The sequence below is a fragment of the Polaribacter filamentus genome, from assembly GCF_002943715.1.
GTDB lineage: Bacteria > Bacteroidota > Bacteroidia > Flavobacteriales > Flavobacteriaceae > Polaribacter > Polaribacter filamentus.
The window spans coordinates 724169-750419 of the sequence record NZ_MQUA01000013.1; the positions used below are offsets into that span (position 1 = coordinate 724169).

Sequence of the window (26251 nt, forward strand, 5' to 3'; positions counted from 1 at the left end):
GATTGCTTGATTTCATTCTGAATGACATTTCTAATTTTTAAATTGTTCTTTCAAGTTCTTGCATTACATCCACCAAAACCTGCACACTATAAAGCGGCAATGCATTGTACATACTTGCTCTATAACCACCAACACTTCTGTGGCCATCTATGCCATTAATTCCTGCTTGTTTGCACATTTTATCAAACGTCGCCGTAAGATTTTCATCGGTTAAAACAAAAGTAGCATTCATGGTACTTCTATCTTCTTTTGCAACAACTCCTTTAAAAAGCGAATTTCTATCAATTTCTGTATATAAAAGTGCTGCTTTTTTGTTATTTACTTCTTCAATAAAAGGAATTCCGCCTAAATCTTTTAACCATTGTAAAGTTAGCATAGAAACATAAACTGCAAAAACAGACGGCGTATTTGCCATACTATCTTTATCGATATGCACTTGGTAATCTAACATTGTAGGAATGTGTCTTTCTACTTTTCCTAAAATCTCTTCTTTTACGATAATTAAAGTAGTTCCTGCCGGACCCATATTTTTTTGAGCACCAGCATAAATTAAATCGAATTTTTCGAAATCTAACTGACGAGAAAAAATATCTGAACTCATATCACAAACCAAAGAAACATTCGTTTTAGGAAACGTTTTCATTTGGGTACCAACAATGGTGTTGTTACTTGTACAATGAAAATAATCTACATCTTCAGGAATTGAATATCCTTTAGGAATATAGTTAAAACCTTTGTCTTTAGACGAGCCAACTACAAGTACTTCTCCAAAAGCTTTCGCTTCTTTAATGGCATTGTCTGCCCAAGTTCCCGTGTTTAAATAGGCTGCTTTTTTCTGTAGTAAATTATACGCAACCATTAAAAACTCTAAGCTTGCGCCACCTTGCAAAAACAATGCTTTGTATCCTTTATTTTCTAATCCTAAAAGTTCTAAAGCTAAAGATCTAGCTTTTTCCATTACATCTACAAAAGGCTTGCTTCTGTGTGAAATTTCTAACAATGATAAATTATCACCATTAAAATTAAGTACCGCTTCCGATGCTTTTTTAAGCACATCTTCAGGTAAAATACAAGGGCCAGCGCTAAAATTATGTTTTTTCATTTTTTCTTAATTTTATTATTCTAGTTGAAAAGGTATAATTGTACTTTTTATTAATATTTGAATTTGCCTGTTACCCAAAACAAACAACCAAAAACCATTCTATTAGATTGTTGATAAAAATTCAAGTGTATTTACGCCATCTGCATAATCTGTTAACTTAGGATGCTGCGTTTGTCCAAATGCAACTTCATTCTCTATAAAATCTTTCGAAACAATGCACTGTATTTTTTCTCTATCTTGATGTAATTTTATTTTTAAATCAATTTCATTTTCATAATATTCATAGAAAATAGTAGCAATAGGTGAGGAGTAACTTTCATCTTCCTTGATCATTAAAAAACCGTTTTCTAACAAGTCAAACAAACTCATTAAATAAACAGCTTTGTTATAATCATAATTATTAGCATATTTTGCATTGTTAATCATGTCTTTTTTAGCGTACATTCCTGTAAAAAAAGCATCGAAATCAAATCCTTTAGGAACAAATAATTTAGAAACACTTCTGCATCCTAAACCAAAATATTGAAAAACATCATCAGATAAATTTATAAAATCTTCTTCAGTTTCTTTTCCAGTGATTACTGCCACAGAATTTCTACTTTTTCGGATGATATTTGGCTTATCTTTAAAATAATATTCGAAATAACGGGCCGTATTATTACTTCCTGTAGCGATTACTGCATCAAAATTGGATAGTTTTTCTTCTGTAAAAGTTATTTTTCCTTTAAAACCGTCCTCAACATGCTCTAAATATTTTGCTAAAAACGGCAATAAGTGTTTATCGCTAGTTGATTGTTTAACCATCACCGAATGACCAGAAATCAAAACAGATAAAAAATCATGAAAACCAACCAAAGGTATGTTTCCAGCCATTATAATGGCTACTTTTTTAGGTGATTTTATATTTAAATTAATACTTTTTGTAAATGCTATTAAATAATTGTTATTTAATGATTTAGACCAACTTTCTACTGAAAATAAAATATTGTCTTTTGTGAACCAGGAATTCTTTTCTTGAGCTAATTTTATCTGATGTAAAAAACCATCAAAAAAGATTTCATTGTGTTCAATATCATCTCTTTTAGTTGTATTATTTACAGAAAACTGACTTAAAAAGTCACCTAATTTTACGAATGCAGTAATTCTCTTTTGAATAGTAATCATTTATTTTGGTTGTCTATGATTTTGGCTTTATTTTTGCATTTGCAAAGGTACAAAAACAGAAGAGAAAATTATGGCAATTATTATAACAGATGAATGTATAAATTGTGGGGCATGCGAACCAGAATGTCCAAACACAGCAATTTATGAAGGAGCAGATGATTGGAAATATTCTGATGGAACAAAATTAAAGGGTAAAGTGGTTTTGCCAAACGGAAAATCTGCAAATGCAGACGAAGTTCAAGAACCAGTTTCTGATGAAATTTACTATATCGTTGCAGACAAGTGCACAGAATGTAAAGGTTTTCATGACGAACCACAATGTGCAGCGGTTTGCCCTGTAGATTGTTGTATACCAGATGATGAACATGTAGAAACAGATGAGGTGTTGTTAGAAAAACAGCGTTTTATGCATGATTCTTAATAGAGTTAAAACTTTTATTAACAATTAAATTCAACCAAAAAATTCCGAGGAAAAATTCGGAATTTTTATTTTTAAAAAATATATATTTGCATCGCAAAAATCAGCCTTTGGTTCTTGCACCTTTTATCTAAAATATCTAAAGAAATAATGAAAGCCGGAATTGTAGGATTACCAAACGTAGGAAAATCGACCTTATTTAATTGTTTATCAAATGCAAAAGCGCAAAGTGCAAACTTTCCTTTTTGTACAATTGAGCCTAATTTAGGTGTTGTAAATGTGCCGGACGCACGCTTAAAAAAGTTAGAAGAATTGGTAAAGCCAGATAGAGTGCAAACAGCAACAGTAGAGATTGTTGATATTGCAGGCCTTGTAAAAGGAGCAAGTAAAGGCGAAGGTTTAGGAAATCAGTTTTTAGCAAATATCCGTGAAACGGACGCTCTTTTGCACGTTTTACGTTGTTTTGATAATGATAATATTATTCATGTTGATAATTCTATTGATCCTATAAGAGATAAAGAAACGATTGATATCGAGCTGCAGTTAAAGGATTTAGAAACTGTTGAAAAAAGATTAGAAAAAGTAAAAAGAACAGCAAAAACAGGTAATAAAGAAGCGCAAGCCGAATTAGTTGTTCTATTAAAAGTTGAAGAAACTTTGTTAAAAGCGATTTCTGTAAGAGCGATTGAGTTTACAGAAAAAGAAATGGAAATTGTAAAAACAATGCAATTTATTACTGCAAAACCAGTATTATATGTTTGTAATGTGGATGAAGCATCAGCAGTTTCTGGAAACAGTTATGTTGATAGAGTTAAGGAAGCAGTTAAAGACGAAAATGCCGAAGTAATTGTATTAGCAGTTGGTACAGAGGCAGATATCACTGAATTAGAAGATTACGAAGAAAGACAAATGTTTTTGGCAGATATTGGCTTAGAAGAAGCTGGTGTTGCGAGATTAGTTCGTTCTGCATATAAATTATTAAACCTACAAACGTATTTTACTGCTGGTGTAAAAGAAGTAAGAGCTTGGACAATTCCTATTGGAGCAACTGGTCCGCAAGCTGCTGGAGTTATTCATACCGATTTTGAAAAAGGTTTTATTAGAGTAGAGACAATTGCGTACGAAGATTACGTTTTATACGGTTCTGAAGCAAAAGTTAAGGAAGCGGGTAAAATGAGAGTAGAAGGTAAGGAATATGTGGTTAAAGACGGCGATGTAATGCATTTTAGATTTAATGTTTAGATAAAGGTTAAAGATCCAGCTTGTGTCAATATAAGTATTGTTAAAAAAATAACATTTGGAATACTCTTTGTAATTGTAGCTTAAAACCTCATTAATTATGAAGAAATTTTTACTTTTCACAGTATTTACTTTTGTACTGATTTCTTGTAGTAGCGTCAAAAATATGCAAGAAGTGATTAATAATGAAAATTTATGACACCGCGATTAATATCCCAATGGATAATTTAAAAAGAAATAAAACAAAAAAAGGAAATCAGCCTTATGTGTTTATGCTTCAGGAGGCTTTTGCAAAAGCAACGGCGAACGATTTAGACAGAATTAATTTCTTGAAAGAATAATGAAATAAATTTTAGTGGCTAAAAAATATTATTCTTGAGCGCCATGGCTTTTTGCAGTTTCTATAAAATGATTAGAAATTTCTTTTGAATCCGCACCTAAGCTTCTTGCTAAATGCAACGCAACGCCCATTATTAAAACAGAAGCTTCATGAAGTTCTTGAATTGATTCTACGTTTCCAAATTTTTCTTGAGCTTTTAATAATAACAATTCATTGTGTTGATGGGCAAAAGCAATAGGGTTCTCAATTTCATCCGTAATTGCTGGTATCATTAAGCAATCTATCCATTCGCTTCCTATTCTTTCTGATAAAACTCCAGGAAGTTCGTTACCCATTTCTCTCCATGCTGCAAGCGTTTTTGTATCTCCGGATGCAGCTAAGTCAGAATCTAACAATAACTCAAAAGCAATATCAGCGATGTTTTGCATAACCATTAAATATTCATCTTGTGCCTTTTCAAACAGATCTGCTTCTTGTCCTTTTAGATATTCACCAACACTAAGTTTTGGTAATTCTAAAACTTCTGCACAATCAGTTAAACAAGGAAATATAGATCCTTCATAAATATAATGCGCTTTGTCAAATTGTATTTTTCGTCCTAACGGATATAAACGACACGCTAATGGGCGGCCTTGATGAAAACTGCATCCAAAATTATCAATATACTGACTGCATGCTTTTTGTCCTTTTTTATCAGACTTTCCATCAAAAATTAATCGGGTACCACCAAACTCAGTGTACAAGTCTCGAAATTCTCTCGGAGTAATTTTTTTCGCTACACTAAAACGCAACAATTCCCAAGGATTCAACATCACAGCTTTTCCAAAACAGCAAGATCCAGATCTAGAGCAGGTGAGTGGTAGTATACTTTCGTTGCTAAGTGTAGTTGTTTGCATTATTTTGGATAGTTTTTGATCGATTGGTAAATTTATGAACAGCAACACCGCAAAGCGCAGTGAAAATTTATTGGTAAAGGTATTATTTTATTTTATCTTAAAGGTACATTGACACAATTTGACATTGTATTAGATTTCTTTTTTCGGATTATTTAAAAGGATGTTTTATAAAGGTTTTTGATGTATTTCAGCAGTTGTTTGTGAACCATTTTTTAGATAAGTGAATTAATAGTATTACTTTTGATTTCTTAAAATACATCATCCTTAATCTTTAGTTTATGTCATATCAAGAAGTTTTTATCCTTTTCTGGGATCAAGTAAAAGAAAGTGTTCAAGAAAAACGTTTTGCAAAGTTAACAATGGCAAAAACTATTGGTAAACCAGATTTAAAAAATCTTTTTTTGAGACCAATTTATTCGGATGACGGATTTAAGGTTTTACTAAAACTTCGCTACAGATCCAAAGAAACTGAGGATATAGAAGAGACACTAACCTTAGAAGCTGCCTTTTCTGTATTGAAACCACATCTAAAAAAGTCTTTTTTATCTGTTCTATTATTTACTACAACAAAAGATGTTACTTTTAAAATTAATAAAAAGGGAATGGGAAGTATAACCGAATCTTCTCCAACATTTTTTGAAGTTACACAGGCAGAGAAGGATTAGTGCATTTTCTAGTATTCTTGTCTAGAATAAATTATTTTTACTAAAAGTTATTTTTTAAAAACGATTCAGGATAATCAGCTTTAATTTTAGTTATTTAATAACTCTTTTTGAACTTTTTTTGGACTGAAAAATTAATTAAATTCATAAAATTCTCGTGAACTCCCAAGGTGGTATTTAGATCTAACTGATTTATTAATTTTAAAATTAAATCGGGTTTAAACTGTAAATCTGGAACGGATACATATTTTTCAAAAAGGCCGCCAAGACTTTTGTAATATAAAACTTCAAAAGCATTTAAGTTATCGGGCTTTTCTGTGACATATTCATACAAATCAATATCAAAAGATTCTAAAACAGCACCCACATATTCTTTGTGCAATATTTGACGCGGATTTACAATATTAAGTTCTTTTATAGTCCGATTTAAAAAAGCATACAAAATCGCTTTAGAAACAAAATCTACCGGAACAATATTCAATCCACTTTCCTCATCTATCCAAATTCTAAAGTTTTCTTTGGATTTGGTCGCATATTTATCTAGAAATATAGCCCAAGAGTAGAATACATCAAATTTTGGTATTTCATATAACGGTGAATCAAGTAGACGACCACAAATAATACTTGGTCTTAAAACCTGAGAATCTATATTTTTTAGTTTACACGTCTCTTTCACATACAATTCACTCTCATATTTAGATTGCTCATACGGATTTCTAAAATGAGCAACCTTATAGTTTTCAATAGTATCATCCACTTTTTTATTCTGAATTCCAAAAGAATATGCTGTACTGATATAGATGAAACGGTTTACATACGTTGGCAACTCGTTTAAAAGTTGCTTGGTTACTAAAAAATTTTGAGTGTGAACTTTATCTTTAGAATCGCTTGTGTTTAATAAACTTGTAGAACCAGCACAATGAATAACCGTGTCGAAATTATACCTTTCTAAAGTGCTTTTATTGATTGCTGATAAATCACTAGAAATTACCGTTACTTTTTCTAAACAATCCTCTAAGGTAAATTTATTTAAAAAGTCTGGTCTAGATACATCTTGTAAAATAGCGACTAAACGTTGTTGTGCAGATTTTTCAGTATTTCTTATAATTACAAAAAGATGATCTACTGTTTTTTCAACGATTGCTTTGTGCAACCATTCAAATATAATATGCCTTCCAACAATTCCAGATCCACCAGTTAACAAGCAATTCATACGTATATTTTGCATTTATTTCAACTAGTAAAAATAGCCCTTTTAAAATTAAAAACGGCCTTCTCTATGGTTTGAGATGTGCCGTTTTACACCGTATAATTCGATGCTAAAATCATTCTGTTTTAGAAAACAGTATATTAATTTTTAATGCATCTATAAAGTTTATTTTTTGATAGTTCTCTTGCCTTCAATAGTTATTTTTGAACCTTCAATAAGCATAATCGAGGTTGGTTTTATATGGTTTAAAAATTTAAAATCTTTGCCATACACCAATTCGAAATCTACTATTATTTCAGAACTTTCTACTTTATATTGTTCCCATCTTGGATGTGTAACTTGATATTCGTTGGTAATCGTGTCATTAACTTTTGCATATCCCCAATAATGTTCTGTAATAAATTCTGTTTCACCATTTTCTTCAATTTTTATAGTTTCCAGCGCTGCGGTAATTTTAAAAGATTGCCAAATTTTATTCTTTCTCCAATGATAAGCAACACTTCTATTTAAAGTATTTTCTTCCCAAGTATATTTCATTGGCATGGTTTCATAATGTTCTTTGTAGATAGTGTTCGCAACAAAAGTTAGCGCAGGTTTAGACACAATTTCTTTTATAAAAACAGCACCGCGTTTCCAAGTATTGTTTTCAAATCGTCTTACATAAAATCGAAGGTTTACTTCTTCTACTTTTCCATGAAATGGAATTCTGATTCCTACTATTTTTGTATTCAAAAATAGAAAACCAATTAAGCTAACAAAGCATTTACCTTCATATAAATCGAGTTCAGTTCCGGGCGGCACGTATGCCTCTAAAAGACTGGGATCAACTTCGTAATTTGCAAAAGCTAATTTTCTCCATTCTGCCTTTAAAAAGCTCATTTTTTTTGTTTTTAATAAGGTTTTATTTCACCTCTGTTTCCTAAAACAAAAATAAGGTTTTTAAACAAAGAAACCTCATTTCCAAAGATTTGAAAATGAGGTTTTATAGTAATTTATTGCTAAAGTTTTATCCTTTATAAAAAGGCAATTTTATAACCGTTGCGGGAATTGCATTTTTACGAACTTGAATATGAATTTGTGTTCCTAATTTAGAGAATAAGGTTGGCACATATCCCATTCCGATTCCTTTTTGCAAACAAGGACTCATTGTTCCTGATGTTACGTTTCCAATAACGTTTCCGTTTCCGTCTACGATGTCGTAACCGTGTCTTGGAATTCCTCTTTCATCCAACTCAAAAGCAACTAATTTACGCGATGGTTTTTCTTCTTTTTGTTTTGCCAAAGCTTCACTATTTACAAAATCTTTTGTAAATTTTGTAATCCAACCTAAACCAGCTTCAATTGGCGATGTGGTATCATCAATATCATTTCCATATAAACAATATCCCATTTCTAAACGCAACGTATCTCTTGCCGCTAAACCAATTGGTTTAATACCAAAATCTGCGCCAGCCTCAAAAACTTTATTCCAGATTTGTATAACATCAGCATTTTTACAATAAATTTCAAATCCGCCAGAACCTGTATAGCCAGTTGCAGAAATAATTACATTGTCAATGCCCGCAAAATCACCTACTTTAAATTTATAAAAAGAAATAGCTGCTAAATCGATAGAAGACAGCGATTGCATCGCTTCCACAGCTTTTGGTCCTTGAATAGCCAATAAAGAATACTCATCAGAAAGATTTTTTAAATCAGCTTTAAATTCTTCATTGTATTTAGAAATCCAATTCCAATCTTTCTCAATATTCCCAGCATTAACGACTAATAGATACGAATTTTCTTTAATTTTATAACAAATTAAATCATCTACAATTCCGTTTTCTTCATTTGGGAAACAACTATATTGTGCATCACCAATTTCTAGTTTAGAAGCATCATTAGAAGTTACTTTTTGAATTAATGCCAAAGCATTTTCGCCTTTTACTAAAAATTCTCCCATATGACTTACATCAAAAACACCCAAAGATTCTCTAACAGTAAGATGTTCTGCGGTTACGCCTTCGTACTGAACAGGCATATTAAAACCTGCAAAAGACACCATTTTTGCTCCTAAGTTTTCGTGAATTGAATGCAATGCAATATTTTTCATTTATTGATTTCTTTAAATTTTAGCTAAAATATTGAAAAAACAGCAATAAACCTTCACTAATATTTTGTTAATATTTTTTATTCAAAAATAAATAATGTTACATTTGAAAAAACTACCAATAAACCTATAAAATGAAGGAATTTAAATTTTTATTAATCGCTTTTATCGCATTTTCCGTAAACGGATTTTCGCAAATACCAACAGATTATTTATCAAAAGAGTTTCATAAAGAAAGACGCGATATTTTACGTTCTAAAATGCCTGCTAATTCAGTAACCGTTGTATTTGCAAATCCGGTTAGAAATAGAGCAAATGATGTTGATTATATCTTTCATCAAGACCCAAATTTCTATTATTTAACAGGGTACAGAGAGCCGAATGCGGTTTTAGTACTGTTTTCTGAAAATCAAACAAATGAAAAAGGGGATTCTTATAATGAAATTTTATATGTGCAAAAGCGTGATAAAAGAGCTGAACAATGGAACGGAAAAAGATTAGGAACTGAAGGGGCTACAAGCGAGTTAGGTTTTAAAACAGCTATGAATGCAGAAGGGTTTTTAAAATCAAATATTGATTTTAAGGCTTTTGATAAAGTTTTTATCGAAAAATTTAATGATGATTATAGAAATTTAGGCGATGCAGCAGATATCTTTGATTTGGTAAAAGGTTTTAAAACAAACGCAGGCTATGATCCAAGTATTTATTTATCCGGAGTAAAAGAATATGTGTACAATAATATTGCAAATGCACCCATTGAAAGCAGTGCAAATGTGATTCAAACGATCACTAGAATTGAAGGTGATTATGAAGAAATTAAGGATGATAAATTAATTAAAGAATACAAATCCGCTACAACAGGCGATTTAAAAAAGGAAATAAAACAAAAAATTACGTTGGCTCTAAAACCAAAAACAAATATTGATATCACTTTTTTAGCGGCCAATCTAGCGACAATGCGTGAAGTGAAAACTGCCGAAGAATTGAAACTTTTAACCAAAGCGGTGCGTATTTCTGCAGTAGGTCAAATAGAGGTTATGAAAGCAATGAAGCCGCATATGTCTGAATCTGAGTTGCAAGGAATTCATGAATTTGTATACAAAAAATATGGCGCTGAGTATGAAGGATATCCGTCTATCGTTGGTGCTGGAAACAATGGTTGTATTTTACATTATATAGAAAATAATCAAACCAAAGTAGGTAATGATATGGTTTTGATGGATTTAGGGGCAGAATACAGAGGGTTTACTGCGGATGTAACGCGTACAATTCCTGCTAGTGGAAAATTTACTACAGCACAAAAAGAAATTTATGATTTGGTTTACGAGGCGCAAGAAGCGGGTATTGCTTTGTATACAATTGGTACGAGCATGAAAGCACCAAATTTAGCTGCCATAAAAATAATTAACGAAGGGTTATTTAAATTAGGAATTATAAAGTCTGCGGATGAAGTGCATCCTTATTTTCCTCATGGAACTTCGCATCATATTGGCTTAGATGTTCATGATCCAGGAAATTATGGAAATTTTGAAGAAAATATGGTGGTTACGATGGAACCTGGAATTTACATTCCTGATGGAAGTAATTGTGATAAAAAATATTGGGGAATAGGAATTAGAATTGAAGATGATATTTTAGTTACTAAAAACGGACCTGTTAATTTATCGGGAGAAGCTCCAAGAACTACAATTGAAATAGAAAAAATGATGGCTAAAAAATCTGTTTTAGAAGATTTTGTTTTGCCAAACTTAGATAAATAATGAGCACAGAACAGCCGAATAATCCGCTTCACGGAATAAAATTAGCAACGATGTTAGAAGAGTTATATCTAGAATATGGTTGGGAAGAATTGGGAAATATTATAAATATTAACGCGTTTAAAAATAATCCTACCTATAAATCGAGTTTAAAGTTTTTACGAACTACACCTTGGGCAAGAGAAAAAGTAGAGAATTTATATTTAAAAACGATGATTAAATAGTTTTTTTGAAGCTTTTTCCTGCTTTCAACTATATCTTTTTTTATAGAAAATAAAAAAAGGATGTCGTTTCAATCAGGGCTAAGATTGTTTGCCAGCTTTATTTATAAATTAAAAACGGATTTTATAATTTTGACTTTTATGCTCAAAATAATATAGAATCTTAATTAAAATAAGAATAAAGGCCGCTGTTGCAAAAAACCAAACTGTATTATATACTGCGGAATATAAATTATTTACAGGAATTAAATCTGAGAACGATATTCCAACTATGATACAAATCAATAATATTCTAATCGAATTTTTAAGCTAACTTGGTTTTGTTAGAACTTCATAAATTCCAATAATTAAAATAAACAGAAAGAACGTTTCATAAGTTGTATTAATATTTATTAATCCATGTAGTTCAGGGTTACTAGCTTTCATCTTACTCATTAAATCAATATGATTAAAATGGCTAATTATGGATAAAACTAATTGGATTAAAATTATGACTAAAGAGAAAAAAGGTTTTTAAAATTTCGTGCTTGTAATTTACGAGCTACTATTTTATCAATAATTTTCGTTGTTGTTTAATAGTAAGTGTACTTCCATCATGACTCCAACCAGGAGGTCCAAATGCATACATAAACTTATGTTGCCATTTAGTCGACTTCTTCAAATCAGTCCAAATATCTTTATATTCATGTGTTAATATGGTGATTGGATTGTAAGAATTAGGCGGATGACTTACGCCATATTTTATTTCTATTTCTTCGTCAAGTTCTTTCCAAGTTCCGAATATCTTATCAAAAATATTTAAAAAACCTCCATGATTTTTATCCATATATTCAAAGTTTTGGGCATGATGAACTTGATGCATTGTATGTGTATTAAACACTTTTTCGATAATTCCTAATTTAGGAATATATACAGAATGCAATTGAAACTGCCATAAAGCTTCAATACCTAAACAAACCACCAACATTTCTGGAGGGAAACCAATGGCGACAATCCACATATAAAAAAACGGTTTGTATAAAATGGTAAACCAACCATTTCTAACTGCGGTACCTAAGTTAAAATTATCCGAAGAGTGATGCACAATGTGAGCAGCCCAAAGAAAACGCACATTATGGTTCTGTCTGTGAAACCAATAATAGCTAAAATCATCTAATAATTGACATAAAATCCAAACATACCAAGCATATCCAAAAGATTCATAACCCATAATATTCATACGAACACCGTCTATAATTGGGTTAAACAAGTCATAAACAAAACTAAAAAGTACAATAGCAGCGATGGTTTTTGTTAAAGGTGCCAAAATTGCAGAACCAACACCCATTGTAAGACTTGACGCTAAATCTTTCCATTTATAAAGACTTCTCTTTTCTTCTTTTTTCTGATGCTTGCTATAAGTTAGTTCAAGTAAAATAAGCCCTAAAAAACAAGGAACACCATATATGAGCGGATTTGTGAAATTCATTTAATGTAAAGTTTTTTTATAAAATCGTAACTTCTTAGTGAGAAAAAATCGACATTTATTTAATTTTTACCAAGATAAAAAATAAATTAACCATTGAGAGTTTTAATGACAAATTCTTTTGTTAATGGTTTACCGTTTGCAATTTTTTTAAGGTTTTCGAACGTAAATCGAAAATCACATCCAGTTTTATAATCGGAACATCCATAAGCAGTTGATCCTCTTATAATCGCCCCTTTTTTACATTTAGGACAGCTTATTTTTTCTGGTTGAAGAATAGCTTCTTTTGGTGTACTTAAAATGACTTTTTGTTTTGGCTCTAATTTTAAATTAAAATCATCATCAAAACGAATTAATCCTTCAACAGAACCTGCATTCCATTTAAAACCTTTTAAGTTCGTGGTACAGCCTTTATCAATCAATCGTATTAACTGGTTCTCAGAAACTTTTTTGCCGTAAATTTCAAACAGAATTTTAAAATCACAACCAACTTTATACTCAGAACAACCAAAAGCTGAAGATCCTTTTAATAACCTTCCTTTTTTACACTTCGGACAGGTTTTATCAGCAACTTCTTTTGATTTTGTTTTTTTGGTTTGAGTTTTTGGGTTAACAGATTGCTTTGTTTTACTAGCATTGACAATAGTGTTTGAAGAAATTCTTTTCGTAGAAGTATTTGAACGCACTTCATAAACCAATTCATCCACCATTTTTTTCATGTTGTTGATAAAAGTTCCAGCGTTAAACTCTCCTCTTTCTATTTCTTTTAAACGTTTTTCCCAACGTCCTGTTAATTCAGCAGATTTTAAAAGTTCGTTATCAATAATATTGATCAAGTCAATGCCTGTTTGCGTAGGAATTACCAGTTTTTTTTGTCGCTCAATATATTTTCTTCTGAATAAAGTCTCAATAATACTAGCTCTTGTAGAAGGTCTTCCAATTCCGTTTTCTTTCATTAACTCACGCATTTCATCATCATCAACTTGCTTCCCTGCAGTTTCCATGGCGCGTAATAAACTAGCTTCTGTAAAATTTCTAGGTGGTTTTGTCTCTTTTTGTAAAAACGAAGGCTCGTGCGGTCCTTTTTCTGCTTTTACAAAGGATGGCAAAGTTTGCGCCTCATTTAATTCTTTTTTAATCTTACTTTCTTCCGTTTCGAAAGCAACTCGCCAACCTTTCGTTATAATTTCTTTTCCCGTTGTCTTAAAAGGAACTTCTGCAGCTTTCCCAATAACCGCAGTATTAGAAACATCAGAATCTGGATAAAAAGCACCAATAAATCTTCTGGTTATAATATCATACACTTGTTGCTGATTGTATTGCAAATGTGCCTGCATTCCTGTCGGAATTATTGCATGGTGATCTGTTACTTTTTTATCATCAAAAACACGACTCGTTTTCTTTATTTTTTTTCCTAAAAGTGGTTGTGTTAATTCGCTGTAATTTGTTAATTTAGATAAAATTCCTGCAATTTTTGGATACACATCATTCGGTAAAAAAGTAGTATCAACTCTCGGGTAGGTAACTACTTTCATCTCATACAATTTCTGTACAATTTTCAAAGTATCATCCGCAGAAAACGAAAATTTATTATTACAATATACTTGTAATCCCGTTAAATCAAACAGTTTTGGAGCATAATCTTTTCCTTTCTTTTTGATAACAGAAACTATTTCGAAATCAGATTCTTTTACTTTATCAGCTAAAACTCGACCATCTTCTTCTTTTAAAAACCGACCCTCTTCGTAATTAAAAAGTGTATTTCTATAGGTTGTTTGCAATTCCCAGTACGGTTCTGGTTTAAAATTCTGAATTTCCACAAAACGATTCACCAACATTGCAAGCGTAGGAGTTTGCACTCTACCAACTGATAAAACTTGTTTGTATCCACCAAATTTTATGGTATATAAACGTGTTGCGTTTAAACCTAACAACCAATCTCCAATTGCTCTAGAGTACCCTGCATAATACAAGTTATCGTACTTTTCTGAAGGTTTTAAATTATTAAACCCTTCTTTAATGGCTTCTTCTGTAAGTGATGAAATCCATAAACGTTGTACTTTTCCTTTATAACCCGCTTGATTAATTACCCAACGTTGAATGAGTTCTCCTTCTGTTCCTGCATCCCCACAATTAATAACAACAGTTGCTTTTTCGAATAAAGATTTTACAATATTAAATTGTTTTTTAATTCCTGAATCGCCTGTAACTTTCGTATCAAAACGTTCTGGTAACATTGGTAAATTGTTTAAATCCCAACTTTTCCAATGTGGTTTGTAGTCTTTAGGTTCTAAAAGTGTGCATAAATGTCCGAATGTATACGTTACCGCATAGCCGTTTCCCTCGTAGTAACCATCACGTTTTGTGTTGGCTCCTAGAATGTTAGCGATTTCTCTTGCTACACTTGGTTTCTCGGCAATACAGACTTTCATTTATGTTTTTTGTGAATTCGAAAATAGGGAAATAATTAAGATTTTTTACAAATCTTTTTCTAACTTCTTAGTATTTTGTCTTGTATCGAAAATAGTAACAATTACAATTCTTTTAGAATTGAATCTGTAAAATAATGTGGTTTGTTTTGTGATTACACATTTATATAGTTCTTTTTTCTTATTTGATATAGGAAAACTTTCAGGATGTATCTTTATAAGATTTATACTTTTATCTAATTTTTTAATAAAATCTAACTTTACATTTAAATTCCATTTTTCAAGTAAGTAAATAAAAAGGGTATTAAGTTTATTTTTAGCTGTTTTAGATATTATAATAGAACGACTCATTTTCTATGAGAAGACATAAAAGTTTCATAATCTGATGTTTCATTATTTAAAATTTCTAAATCTGCTTTTTCAATTTCTTCACGTTGAGAAAGACTTAATTCATTCCAGAAATCATTGTTTTTCCAAAGTAAATTTTCTAATTTTCTAATTGTTTCCTCATTTTCTAAATTGATGAAATCATTTATAAAATTTAATTTTCTATTTTTTTAGAAGTAAATATTGAATTATAACCACTTTCAACTTCATTAACATTAGATATAAGATTTTCTTCATCTTTAATAAAATGTATAAATTTAGTAAGTAATTCTGGAGAATCAATTTCTAAAATATCTTTTATGAATTCTATTTTTTTAGATTGAATATCCATTTTTATTTTTTTATAAAGATAATAAAATTTTGTACTACTTCACCAAAGCCAATTGAATTCTCTTTCTTACAGCATCAACTTCTAGCACTTTAACAATAATTTGTTGCTGTAAATTAACAATTGCACTTACATCTTTTACAAAAGTATCCGATAAATTAGAAACGTGAATTAAGCCACTTTCTTTTATTCCGATATCAACAAAACAACCAAAATTGGTAATGTTATTTACTATTCCGGGTAAAAGTTGACCAATTCTCAAATCAGCAATTATTTTTATAGTTGCATCAAAAGAAAACATTTTTGCTTTTGCTCTTGGATCTGCGCCAGGTTTTTCTAATTCCTTAATAATGTCTTCTAAAGTTGGCAAACCAACCGTTGCAGAAATGTAATTTTTTAGCGGAATTTTAGTAAGCAATTCTTTGTTCCCAATAAAATCAGCTACATTTTTTTTATTGTCTTTCGCTATTTTATCAACCAAAGCATAATTTTCTGGATGCACAGCAGAATCATCTAGCGGATTTTTAGCATTTTTAATTCTCAAAAAACCAGCAGCTTGTTCAAAAGCTTTTGCGCCTAAACTTGGTACTTTTTTTATAGCAGTTCTTGATGTAAAAGAACCATTTTCATTTCTGTAAATTATGATGTTTTGCGCAATTTTTGGCCCAATTCCGGATACATAACTTAGCAAAGATTCGCTTGCCGTGTTAATGTTAATTCCGATGGTATTTACACAACTTTCAACAACCGTATCCAACGATTTTTTTAATTTTGGTTGATCAACATCGTGCTGATATTGGCCAACTCCAATCGATTTCGCATCAATTTTCACTAACTCAGCCAAAGGATCTTGTAATCTTCTACCTATAGAAATTGATCCACGAACGGTAACATCAAACGTTGGAAATTCGTCTCTCGCAATTTTTGAAGCAGAATATATGGACGCGCCAGCTTCGCTCACCACAAAAATATCTACTTGATTTTTAAATTGAATTTTTTTAACAAATTGCTCCGTTTCTCTAGAAGCCGTTCCGTTTCCAATTGCAATTGCCTCAATTTTATGAGCGTCCACTAAAAAACTAATTTTCTTGATTGCCTCAATTAAATTATTTTGGGGCGCATGCGGATAAATTGTTTCATTATGTTCTAAATCTCCTTGCGCATTTAAACACACAATTTTACAACCAGATTTAAACCCAGGATCGATTGCTAAAATTCTTTTTTCACCTAAAGGAGCTCCTAAAAGCAATTGTTTCAGGTTTTTAGAAAAAACAGTAATTGCATCTTCATCGGCTTTTTCTTTTGCAATCGATAGCGCTTCATTTGATAAAGAAGGAAATAAAAGTCGTTTAAAAGCATCCTGAATCGCTAATTGAAGTTCTGATGAACATTCATTTGAAGTTCTTATAATTTTATCTTCCATTTTTTGAATGGCTTTTTCTGAATCAATTTCTATTTTAACGCGAATAAAACCTTCTTTTTGGGCTCTTAAGATGGCTAAAAAACGATGTGAAGGAATATTTTTTAAAGATTCATTCCAATCAAAATAATCTTTAAATTTTTGTGCTTTTTCATCATCAATTTTAGCCTTTATAACTTTAGATGAAATTGTCGCAAAACGCTCTATTTGTTGTCTAATATTGTTTCTAATATCTGTGCGTTCGTTTATCCACTCGGCGATTATAAAACGAGCGCCTTCTAGCGCAACTTCAACCGTTTCAACTTCCTTAGAAATGTATTTTGAGGCTGTAGCTTCTAAATTTTGTACTCGTTGACTCATCATCATTTTTGCCAACAGTTCTAAACCTTTTAAACGTGCAGTTTCTGCTTTGGTTTTACTCTTTTTCTTAAAAGGTAAATACAAATCTTCTAAAGTAATTAAATCTTGAGAATTGTTTACTTTTTGTTCTAAATCTACTGTTAAAACTTCTTGTTCTTCTAATGCTTTTAAAATTGCTTTTTTACGTTTTTCTAAAACTTCAAAAATCTCTTTGTATTTTAGAATATCGCCAATTTCAACTTCGTCTAAATTACCTGTCATTTCTTTTCTATATCTTGATATAAAGGGAATTGTACAAGCTTCGTTTAACAATGAAATCGTATTTTCTACAGATTTTGATGAAAGTTTTGTTTGCTGAATTATAAAAGAAAGTAACTGCATTTTTTTAATTGAATTTAACGGAATAGAAAAACCTCATAAATTGATTTTTATGAGGTTGTAAATATACTTTTATTTTGTTTTTTTCTTCTGAATTTTTAAGATAATTGCCGTTTCTATCATGAACTCCAGTTGAGTGGTTTAAAGAATTATCGATTCCGCTCTAACTGACATCTGTTAGATTAATTATAAAATTACTTTCTCAAAAGCCAGTCTTTTATCACCGTAATTGGTGTAAATAATTCCGCAATACGTATATCCTAATTTTTTAATTAAAGATTGCATTCCAAGATTATCTTCATGCGTATCAATCTTTAAACTTTTGATGTTTTTTTCCACTAATTGCAAATGAAATTCATCAAATAACAATGTTGCTAATCCAAATTTTCTAAACTCTTTTTTGATAGCCATTCTGTGAATTACTCCGTAAATTTCATCCTCATTAATAATCCAATTTCCTTCAATAATTTTGTATGTAGGTTCTTTGTTTGTGGAAAACATCGAAGTTGCCATTATCTGATTTTCATCATTAATAACAACAAAACTCTCCCCATTTAAAATATCATTCTCTATTTGTGCTGCATTTGGATATCCATTTTGCCATTGATCAATATTTTGTGCTGCCAAATATGTTTTGGCATCTTCAATTATTTTCAAAATTCTTGGAACCTCTTTTAAAGTAGAAAGTTTAATTTTCATCCGTTTAAATCATTTTAAAATCTAACATTAATTCGCCCTCAATCGAAAGTTGTAATCGATCTCCTTTATGAATTTCACCAGCACCAGTTGCAGGAGTTCCTGTAAAGATTAAATCGCCAGGTTGTAACGTCATGTATTTTGATATAAATGCAATAATTTCTGCAAAATTATAAACCATAAAAGCTGTATTTCCTGCTTGCTTTTGTTCTCCGTTAATTTTTAAATCGAAATTAACATTATCTAAATTCGGGAAATTTGAAACCGATTTGAAACTAGAAATAGGTGCAGCGCCATCAAAACCTTTTGATAATTCCCAAGGACCTTTATTTTCTCTAGATTCGTTAAAAATATCTTTTGCTGTATAATCAATTCCTGCTGCAATTTCAGAAATATAAGAAGTTGCATTTTCTACTGAAATATTTTTTCCTTCTTTTCCAATTTTAATAACCAACTCAATTTCGTACCATAACTGTTTTGTAAAACTTGGGTATTCAACATTACAATTAATAGCTAAGCTTGATGCTGGTTTAGAGAAAATAATTTGATTTCCTGTTTTACCAACATTTTTATCTTCTAAATTTGTTGCGTAATTTTTACCGATTGCTAATATTTTCAAAATGACGTTTTTTTTACCAAGTAAATTTAATTAAAAATCCACTAAAAAAGAAATATACTTTTCCTTTATTAGGTGATATATTATAAAATAAAAATCCCAAAATAAATTTGAGATTTTGTATTAAAACAGAAGATAAAAAGCTTAAATAACTTTTATCTGATAAAATTATTAAACTAAACTTTCTACTTTTTTTGTTGGTTTTTCCTAGCAGAAAAATCAATAATTTCTTGATTGTTAAGAATATCTGTTAAAGTTTGTCTTTTTCTAATTAAATAATCTTTGCCGTCATGAAACATTACTTCTGCAGGTAAATAGCGTGAGTTATAGTTCGATGCCATCGAAAAACAATACGCTCCAGCATTATGAAAACACAAAACATCTTCTTCAGAAATTTCTGCAATTCTTCTGTTTGATGCAAAAGTGTCAGTTTCACAAATATAACCAACAACAGAATAATATCGATCTCTTCCTGTTGGGTTTGAGATGTTTGTAATATGATGATAAGAATCGTACATCATAGGTCTAACCAAGTGATTAAAACCAGAATCTACATGTGCAAAAACAGTAGAAGTTGTTTGTTTTACAACATTTACTTTTGCTAAAAATGAACCCGCTTGAGAAACTAAAAATTTACCAGGTTCGAACATAAGTGTAATTTCTTTGCCATATTCAATACAAAATTCATTAAATCTTTCTGATAATTGCAAACCTAATTGCTCAATATCCGTAGAAATATCTCCTTCTTTATAAGGAACTTTAAATCCGCTTCCAAAATCAATAAAATCAATATTTTTAAATTGTTTAGCAACATCAAACAAAATTTCTGTAGCACGTAAAAAAGTGTCAATATCTAAAATATCAGAACCTGTGTGCATATGAATTCCGTTAATATTCATACCGGTATTTTCTACAACACGTTTGATGTGCGGAACTTGATGTATTGAAATCCCGAATTTTGAATCGATATGACCCACAGAGATTTTAGAATTACCACCTGCCATAATATGTGGATTGATACGCACACAAACTGGAATTTCAGGATGTTTTTGTCCAAATAATTCTAAAATAGAAAGATTATCAATATTAATTTGAACACCCAATTTCGCAACTTCTTCAATTTCTGTTAAAGAAACGCCGTTTGGTGTATAAATTATTTTTTTAGGATCAATGCCTGTAGTTAAACTCAACTGAACTTCTTGAATGGAAACTGTATCTAAACCAGCGCCTAAATTCTTAAAGAACTTTAAAATGTTAATATTTGAAAGTGCTTTTACAGCATAATTCAGTTTTAAACTTTTAACACTGCTAAAAGCATCTGTTAGCCTATTGTATTGAGATTCAATTTTGTCTGTATCGTAAACGTACAAAGGACTGCCATATTTGTTCGCTAATTCTAAAAGTTGTACTTTTTCCACCGTGATCTTTATTTTATATCTGGCCTCAAAAGTAATACAAATGTTTAATAAAGTATGATTTGTTTAAAAATACAACAAATTGTTTTTTATTGTGATTTTTGCGTTAATAAAACTGATTTTCAACCGTTGAAATCCTGTTGATAACTAATTAATAAAGACATTTTATTTTACCTTGTAAAATCTTAATTTAGCACCACTACAACCCTAACCACAGTGCCAATTTTTATGACTCAAGAAACAAAATATACAGAAGATAATATTAGATCATTAGACTGGAAAGAGCACATTAGAATGCGTCCAGGAATGTATATTGGAAAACTAGGTGATGGTTCTTCTGCGGATGACGGAATTTACATTCTTGTAAAGGAAGTTTTAGATAATTCTATTGACGAATATGTGATGGGTGCTGGTAAAACTATCGAAATTTCTATCCAAGGAAGTAAAGTTACGGTAAGAGATTTTGGTAGAGGAATCCCTTTGGGGAAGGTTGTTGACGTGGTTTCTAAAATGAACACTGGTGGTAAATACGATTCAAAAGCATTTAAAAAATCGGTAGGTTTAAACGGTGTAGGTACTAAAGCTGTAAATGCATTATCCGATTTTTTTAGAGTAGAATCAACCAGAGATGGTAAGTCTGCATCAGCAGAGTTTAGCCAAGGAAATTTAATAAGTCAAGATTTTTTAGAAGAAACGTCTCGTAGAAAAGGAACTAAAGTTTCTTTTATTCCGGATGAAGCAATTTTTAAAAAATACAAATTTAGAAACGAATATGTTTCTAAAATGTTAAAGTATTATGTGTATTTAAATCCGGGTTTGACTATTATTTTTAACGGAGAAAAATATTTTTCTGAAAACGGATTAAAAGATTTATTGGAAGACAACAACAATTTAGATGATATGTTGTACCCAATAATTCACTTAAAAGGAGAAGATATCGAGGTTGCAATAACGCATAGTAAAACTCAATATTCAGAAGAATATTATTCTTTTGTAAACGGGCAACACACAACGCAAGGAGGAACACATCAAGCAGCTTTTAGAGAAGTAATTGTAAAAACAATTCGTGATTTTTATGGTAAAGCTTTTGAAGCTTCGGATGTAAGAAAATCAATTATTTCTGCGATTGCCATTAAAGTAATGGAACCTATTTTTGAAAGTCAGACGAAAACAAAGTTAGGATCCACAGAAATGGGCGGTAAACTGCCAACTGTTAGAACCTATATTAGTGATTTTCTAAAAACAAAGTTAGATAACTTTTTACATAGAAATAGTGATGTTGCAGATTTCCTTTTAAAGAAAATTGTACAGGCAGAAAGAGAACGAAAAGAGCTTTCTGGCATTAGAAAACTAGCAAAAGACAGAGCCAAAAAAGCAAATTTACACAATAAAAAATTACGAGATTGTAGAGTCCATTTAGGCGATATTAAACATGAAAATTATTTAGAAAGCACCTTGTTTATTACCGAGGGAGATTCTGCTTCTGGTTCTATCACAAAGTCTCGAAATGTAAACACACAAGCCGTTTTTAGTTTAAAAGGAAAGCCTTTAAATTCTTACGGATTAAGTAAAAAAATTGTGTACGAAAATGAGGAATTTAATTTATTGCAAGCTGCTTTAAATATAGAAGATGGTTTGGAAGAATTGCGCTATAATAACATTGTAATTGCTACCGATGCAGATGTTGACGGAATGCACATTAGATTGTTATTAATTACGTTTTTTTTACAGTTTTTTCCAGAATTGATTAAGGACGGACATTTATATATTTTAGATACGCCTTTATTTAGAGTCCGTGATAAAAAAGAAACTATTTATTGTTACTCGGAAGAAGAACGAAGAGCGGCAGTAGAAAAGCTTAGAGGAAAAGCAGAAATAACTCGATTTAAAGGTTTGGGTGAAATTTCGCCAAACGAATTTGTGCATTTTATTGGTGATGATATTCGCTTAGATCCAGTAATGTTAGATAAAGAAATGTCTATTGAACAAATGTTAGAATTTTACATGGGAAAAAACACTCCTGACAGACAGAAGTTTATTATTAAAAACTTAGTAGTTGAGTTGGATGTAATTGAGGAAGCGTAATCGATTCTATATTTTTTTCTTTGGATGAATTTTGAGTAGTTTAAGAAAAATTGGACATTACAAATTTTAACCTCCAATTAAACCCTATAAAAACTGGAGGAGCCAATTTGGCACCTTCATTATTTAAAAAATGAAAAAGAAAGAAGAAAAATTACTAATTCCTGATGAAATAATTACTAATAAAATCTATTTGATTCGCAATCAAAAAGTAATGTTAGATAGCCATTTAGCAGAATTATATCAAGTAGAAACGAAAAGATTAAAAGAACAAGTCAAAAGAAATTTAAATCGTTTTCCAGAAGATTTTATGTTTGAATTAACTAAAAACGAGTATGAAAACTTGAGGTCGCAATTTGCGACCTCAAGTTGGGGAGGAAGCAGATATCTGCCTTTAGTTTTCACAGAACAAGGAGTTGCAATGTTATCGAGTGTTTTAAACAGCGATAGGGCAATTGCTGTAAATATTAAAATTATTAGAATTTTTACAAAAATGCGAGCATTATTAGCTGATAATTTGAGTTTACGATTAGAAATTGAAGAAATAAAGAAGAAAGTAACCAACCAAAGTAAAAATATAGAATTGGTGTTTTCTTATTTAGATGAACTGATTAATAAAAAAGAGAATAAAACAGAAAGAATAAAAATTGGGTATAAAAAAGATAAGGGTTAAAGCTAATAGTTAGCAAGTATGCCTGCGTTAGGGATTGAAGTGGAAATCCTTTTTTATTTTTCATAAAAAAGATTGCAACGTAAAGCCCGACCTTTTTAGGGAACGCCCAAATAAAAAAATACACAGTTAAACGATTAAACAATTAAACGTTTAAAAAGAATGAGTGAAGAAATAAACGAAAACGAAGAAGAATTACAAAAAAATGAAAATCAACCTGATGCAGTAAATGAGCAAGTTGATGCTGTAGAAGAAACCATTACCAAAGTTACAGGAATGTACAAAGAGTGGTTTTTAGAATATGCTTCGTACGTAATTTTAGAAAGAGCCGTTCCGTCTTTAGAAGACGGATTAAAACCAGTACAGCGTAGAATTATGCATTCTATGAAAGATTTAGACGATGGTCGTTACAATAAAGTAGCGAATATTGTTGGGCATACCATGCAATATCATCCGCACGGAGATGCTTCTATTGCAGATGCAATGGTGCAAATTGGTCAGAAAGAATTGTTAATTGATATGCAAGGAAACTGGGGTAATATTTTAACAGGAGATCGTGCAGCTGCTTCTCGTTATATTGAGGCTCGCTTATCAAAATTTGCCTTAGAAGTTGTTTTTAATCCGAAAACCACAGAATGGAAATCGTCTTACGATGGTAGAAGAAAAGAACCAATAGATTTACCTGTAAAATTCCCGTTATTACTAGCGCAAGGTGCAGAAGGAATTGCAGTTGGTTTATCAACAAAAATTTTACCGCATAATTTTATTGAATTAATTGATGCTTCTATCAAGTATTTAAAAGGAAAGAGTTTTAAAATTGTACCCGATTTTATCACTGGCGGAATTGCAGATTTTACCAATTATAATGATGGTAAACGAGGCGGAAAAGTTAGGGTTCGTGCTAAAATTTCTCAACTTGATAAAAAGACCTTAGTTATTTATGAAATTCCGTTTGGCACAACAACTACATCATTGATCGATAGTATTATAAAAGCCAATGACAAGGGGAAAATCAAGATAAAAAAGATTGAAGATAATACCGCTGCAGAAGTAGAAATTTTAGTGCATTTGCCACCAAATGTTTCTCCGGATAAAACGATTGATGCCTTATACGCGTTTACGATTTGTGAAAATTCCATTTCACCATTATCGTGCACTATAGAAAATAACAAACCGGTTTTTATCGGAGTTTCAGAAATGTTAAAACATTCAACAGATTTAACGGTTGAATTGCTTAAAAAAGAATTAGAAATTCAATTACATGAATTAGAAGAACAATGGCATTTTGCTTCTTTAGAACGTATTTTTATTGAAAATAGAATTTATCGAGATATTGAAGAAGAAGAAACATGGGAAGGCGTAATTATTGCTATTGATAAAGGTTTACAACCGCACATCAAACATTTAAAAAGGCCAATTACAGAAGAAGATATTGTTCGTTTAACAGAAATTAGAATTAAGAAAATATCAAAATTTGATATTGATAAAGCAAAACAACATATAGAAAGTTTAGAAGATAAAATTGCTGGCGTAAAGCATCATTTGGCTAATTTAATTGTTTTTGCAATTGATTACTTTAAGAACTTAAAAGAGAAATACGGAAAAGGCAAAGAGCGCCAAACTGAAATTAGAATTTTTGATGACATTGTTGCCTCAAAAGTGGCAATGAACAACGCTAAATTATACGTAAATAGAGAGGAGGGTTTTATTGGAACATCACTCAAAAAAGATGAATTTGTAACAGATTGTTCTGATATTGATGATATTATCATTTTCAGAAAAGATGGTGTGATGTCAGTTTCAAAAATTGATTCTAAAACATTTGTAGGTAAAGATATTATTCATGTTGCCGTCTTTAAAAAGAAAGACCGACGAACTGTTTATAATTTTATATATCGCGATGGTGCAAAAGGAGCAAGTTATATGAAACGATTTAACGTTACTTCTGTTACGCGCGATAAAGAATACGATTTAACCAATGGAAGTAAAGGTTCTTTAGTGCATTATTTTTCTGCAAACTATAATGGTGAAGCAGAAATTGTTACTATAAATTTACGTTCTGTTGGTAGTGTTAAAAAACTGAAATGGGATATTGATTTTGCTGATTTAGCAGTGAAAGGAAGAGCGGTTCGTGGAAATAGAATTACAAAATATAACGTTAGAAGTGTCGATTTTAAATTTGAAGGAGTTTCTACTCTAAAACCAAGAAAAATTTGGTTTGATGATACTGTTCAGCGTTTAAATGTGGATGAAAGAGGTGAGTTGCTGGGCGAATTTAAAGCGGAAGATAAACTATTAATCATCACACAAAGTGGAAAAGTAAAAGCGGTGAAACCAGACTTGGCAATGCATTTTGAAGATGATATGATTGTTTTAGAAAAATGGAAACCTACTAAACCAATTTCTGCTATTTATTTTGACGGAGAAAAAGAACGTTATTATATAAAACGCTTTCTGATTGAAACTACCGAAAAAGAAGAAATTTTTATTTCTGAGCATTCAAAATCGCATTTAGAAATTATTGCAACAGATTACAGACCTATCGCAGAAGTTCAGTTTTCTAAAAGAAATATAGAAAATGAAATTGTAAATTTAGAGGAATTTATTGCTGTAAAAGGAATAAAAGCACTTGGGAATCAGTTTTCTACGGAGAAAATAAAACTAGTTAGTTTATTAGAGTCTTTACCTTTTGAGGAACCTGAAGAAGAAAAAGTAGAGGAAGTAGAAGTTGTAGACGAGGAAGTAATTGTAGATAAATTATATATTGAAAATACCGAACCTTATAAACCAATTTTAGAAGAACTTTCTGCAGAGGAAAAGGCTAAAATGGCTTTGCAAAAATCTATAGCAAAAAAGAAAGCTGAGCAGAAAAGAATTGATGATGAAAATCAGACGAAGTTGTTTTAA

23 protein-coding genes are annotated in these 26251 nt (G+C 30.8%); 9 read left to right on the plus strand and 14 right to left on the minus strand.

What is annotated here, in order from left to right:
- Positions 1-37: 37 nt before the first annotated feature.
- Together serC and BST83_RS05410 are read right to left on the minus strand one after the other, a co-directional pair.
- Positions 38-1102 carry a 3-phosphoserine/phosphohydroxythreonine transaminase gene (gene serC / locus BST83_RS05405; protein WP_104808903.1) on the minus strand — a complete coding sequence of 355 codons (1065 nt, stop codon included), beginning with the start codon at positions 1100-1102 and terminating at the stop codon, positions 38-40.
- Between the two features lie 102 nt (positions 1103-1204).
- Entirely contained in the window at positions 1205-2266 is a 1062-nt protein-coding gene (locus BST83_RS05410; RefSeq protein ID WP_104808904.1) for an acyl-CoA reductase, read from the minus strand.
- Between the two features lie 70 nt (positions 2267-2336).
- On the opposite strand from BST83_RS05410, the gene BST83_RS05415 reads away from it, so the two are divergent.
- From BST83_RS05415 to BST83_RS05425, 3 genes are all read left to right on the plus strand, one after another.
- Positions 2337-2687, plus strand: a complete 351-nt coding sequence (locus BST83_RS05415; RefSeq protein ID WP_104808905.1) for a 4Fe-4S dicluster domain-containing protein — start codon at positions 2337-2339, stop codon at positions 2685-2687.
- Positions 2688-2834: 147 nt separating this feature from the next.
- Positions 2835-3926, plus strand: a complete 1092-nt coding sequence (gene ychF / locus BST83_RS05420; protein ID WP_104810800.1) for a redox-regulated ATPase YchF — start codon at positions 2835-2837, stop codon at positions 3924-3926.
- A 182-nt stretch (positions 3927-4108) separates the two neighbouring features.
- Positions 4109-4264 carry a hypothetical protein gene (locus BST83_RS05425; protein ID WP_205853556.1) on the plus strand — a complete coding sequence of 52 codons (156 nt, stop codon included), beginning with the start codon at positions 4109-4111 and terminating at the stop codon, positions 4262-4264.
- A 28-nt stretch (positions 4265-4292) separates the two neighbouring features.
- On the opposite strand, the gene BST83_RS05430 is transcribed toward BST83_RS05425, so the two are convergent.
- Positions 4293-5159 (minus strand): YkgJ family cysteine cluster protein, encoded by an 867-nt coding sequence (locus BST83_RS05430; protein ID WP_104808906.1) that lies wholly within the window; start codon positions 5157-5159, stop codon positions 4293-4295.
- A 278-nt stretch (positions 5160-5437) separates the two neighbouring features.
- Here BST83_RS05430 and BST83_RS05435 point away from each other — a divergent pair, with 278 nt between their 5' ends.
- A complete protein-coding gene (locus BST83_RS05435; protein WP_104808907.1) occupies positions 5438-5824 on the plus strand; it encodes a hypothetical protein in 387 nt (128 codons plus the stop codon).
- A gap of 94 nt (positions 5825-5918) precedes the next feature.
- Here BST83_RS05435 and BST83_RS05440 read toward each other — a convergent pair whose 3' ends face one another.
- The 3 genes from BST83_RS05440 to gcvT form a co-directional block, all read right to left on the minus strand.
- The gene (locus BST83_RS05440; protein ID WP_104808908.1) at positions 5919-7034 is read right to left on the minus strand and encodes an SDR family oxidoreductase; all 1116 of its coding nucleotides are present in this window, start codon (positions 7032-7034) and stop codon (positions 5919-5921) included.
- A 162-nt stretch (positions 7035-7196) separates the two neighbouring features.
- On the minus strand, positions 7197-7910 hold the full coding sequence (locus BST83_RS05445) for a YqjF family protein (protein WP_104808909.1): 714 nt from the start codon (positions 7908-7910) through the stop codon (positions 7197-7199).
- Between the two features lie 127 nt (positions 7911-8037).
- Positions 8038-9123 carry a glycine cleavage system aminomethyltransferase GcvT gene (gene gcvT / locus BST83_RS05450; RefSeq protein WP_104808910.1) on the minus strand — a complete coding sequence of 362 codons (1086 nt, stop codon included), beginning with the start codon at positions 9121-9123 and terminating at the stop codon, positions 8038-8040.
- Positions 9124-9254: 131 nt separating this feature from the next.
- Between gcvT and BST83_RS05455 the strand changes: the two genes are divergently transcribed.
- Together BST83_RS05455 and BST83_RS05460 are read left to right on the plus strand one after the other, a co-directional pair.
- Positions 9255-10880 (plus strand): aminopeptidase P N-terminal domain-containing protein, encoded by a 1626-nt coding sequence (locus BST83_RS05455; RefSeq protein ID WP_104808911.1) that lies wholly within the window; start codon positions 9255-9257, stop codon positions 10878-10880.
- On the plus strand, positions 10880-11101 hold the full coding sequence (locus tag BST83_RS05460) for a VF530 family protein (RefSeq protein ID WP_104808912.1): 222 nt from the start codon (positions 10880-10882) through the stop codon (positions 11099-11101). The genes BST83_RS05455 and BST83_RS05460 overlap by 1 nt, the downstream gene beginning before the upstream one ends.
- Positions 11102-11642: 541 nt before the next feature.
- Here BST83_RS05460 and BST83_RS05465 read toward each other — a convergent pair.
- The 8 genes from BST83_RS05465 to lysA all read right to left on the minus strand — a co-directional run bounded on the left by BST83_RS05465 (position 11643) and on the right by lysA (position 20607).
- A complete protein-coding gene (locus tag BST83_RS05465; protein WP_104808913.1) occupies positions 11643-12566 on the minus strand; it encodes a sterol desaturase family protein in 924 nt (307 codons plus the stop codon).
- 86 nt (positions 12567-12652) lie between these two features.
- The gene (locus BST83_RS05470) at positions 12653-14995 is read right to left on the minus strand and encodes a type IA DNA topoisomerase (RefSeq protein WP_104808914.1); all 2343 of its coding nucleotides are present in this window, start codon (positions 14993-14995) and stop codon (positions 12653-12655) included.
- 45 nt (positions 14996-15040) lie between these two features.
- Positions 15041-15343, minus strand: coding sequence for a type II toxin-antitoxin system RelE/ParE family toxin (locus BST83_RS05475; protein ID WP_104808915.1), 303 nt, complete (start codon positions 15341-15343; stop codon positions 15041-15043).
- 190 nt (positions 15344-15533) lie between these two features.
- On the minus strand, positions 15534-15710 hold the full coding sequence (locus BST83_RS19810) for a hypothetical protein (protein ID WP_170062743.1): 177 nt from the start codon (positions 15708-15710) through the stop codon (positions 15534-15536).
- 34 nt (positions 15711-15744) lie between these two features.
- Positions 15745-17868 (minus strand): Tex family protein, encoded by a 2124-nt coding sequence (locus BST83_RS05480; RefSeq protein ID WP_104808916.1) that lies wholly within the window; start codon positions 17866-17868, stop codon positions 15745-15747.
- A gap of 183 nt (positions 17869-18051) precedes the next feature.
- Entirely contained in the window at positions 18052-18564 is a 513-nt protein-coding gene (locus BST83_RS05485; RefSeq protein WP_104808917.1) for a GNAT family N-acetyltransferase, read from the minus strand.
- 4 nt (positions 18565-18568) lie between these two features.
- A complete protein-coding gene (locus BST83_RS05490; protein ID WP_104808918.1) occupies positions 18569-19180 on the minus strand; it encodes a fumarylacetoacetate hydrolase family protein in 612 nt (203 codons plus the stop codon).
- 182 nt (positions 19181-19362) lie between these two features.
- Entirely contained in the window at positions 19363-20607 is a 1245-nt protein-coding gene (gene lysA / locus BST83_RS05495) for a diaminopimelate decarboxylase (protein WP_302849475.1), read from the minus strand.
- A gap of 213 nt (positions 20608-20820) precedes the next feature.
- Here lysA and BST83_RS05500 point away from each other — a divergent pair, with 213 nt between their 5' ends.
- From BST83_RS05500 to BST83_RS05510, 3 genes are all read left to right on the plus strand, one after another.
- Positions 20821-22677, plus strand: coding sequence for a DNA topoisomerase IV subunit B (locus tag BST83_RS05500; RefSeq protein WP_104808920.1), 1857 nt, complete (start codon positions 20821-20823; stop codon positions 22675-22677).
- A 130-nt stretch (positions 22678-22807) separates the two neighbouring features.
- Positions 22808-23347: an ORF6N domain-containing protein gene (locus tag BST83_RS05505; protein WP_104808921.1), complete on the plus strand. Its 540-nt coding sequence runs from the start codon at positions 22808-22810 to the stop codon at positions 23345-23347.
- A 159-nt stretch (positions 23348-23506) separates the two neighbouring features.
- Entirely contained in the window at positions 23507-26251 is a 2745-nt protein-coding gene (locus BST83_RS05510) for a DNA gyrase/topoisomerase IV subunit A (protein WP_104808922.1), read from the plus strand.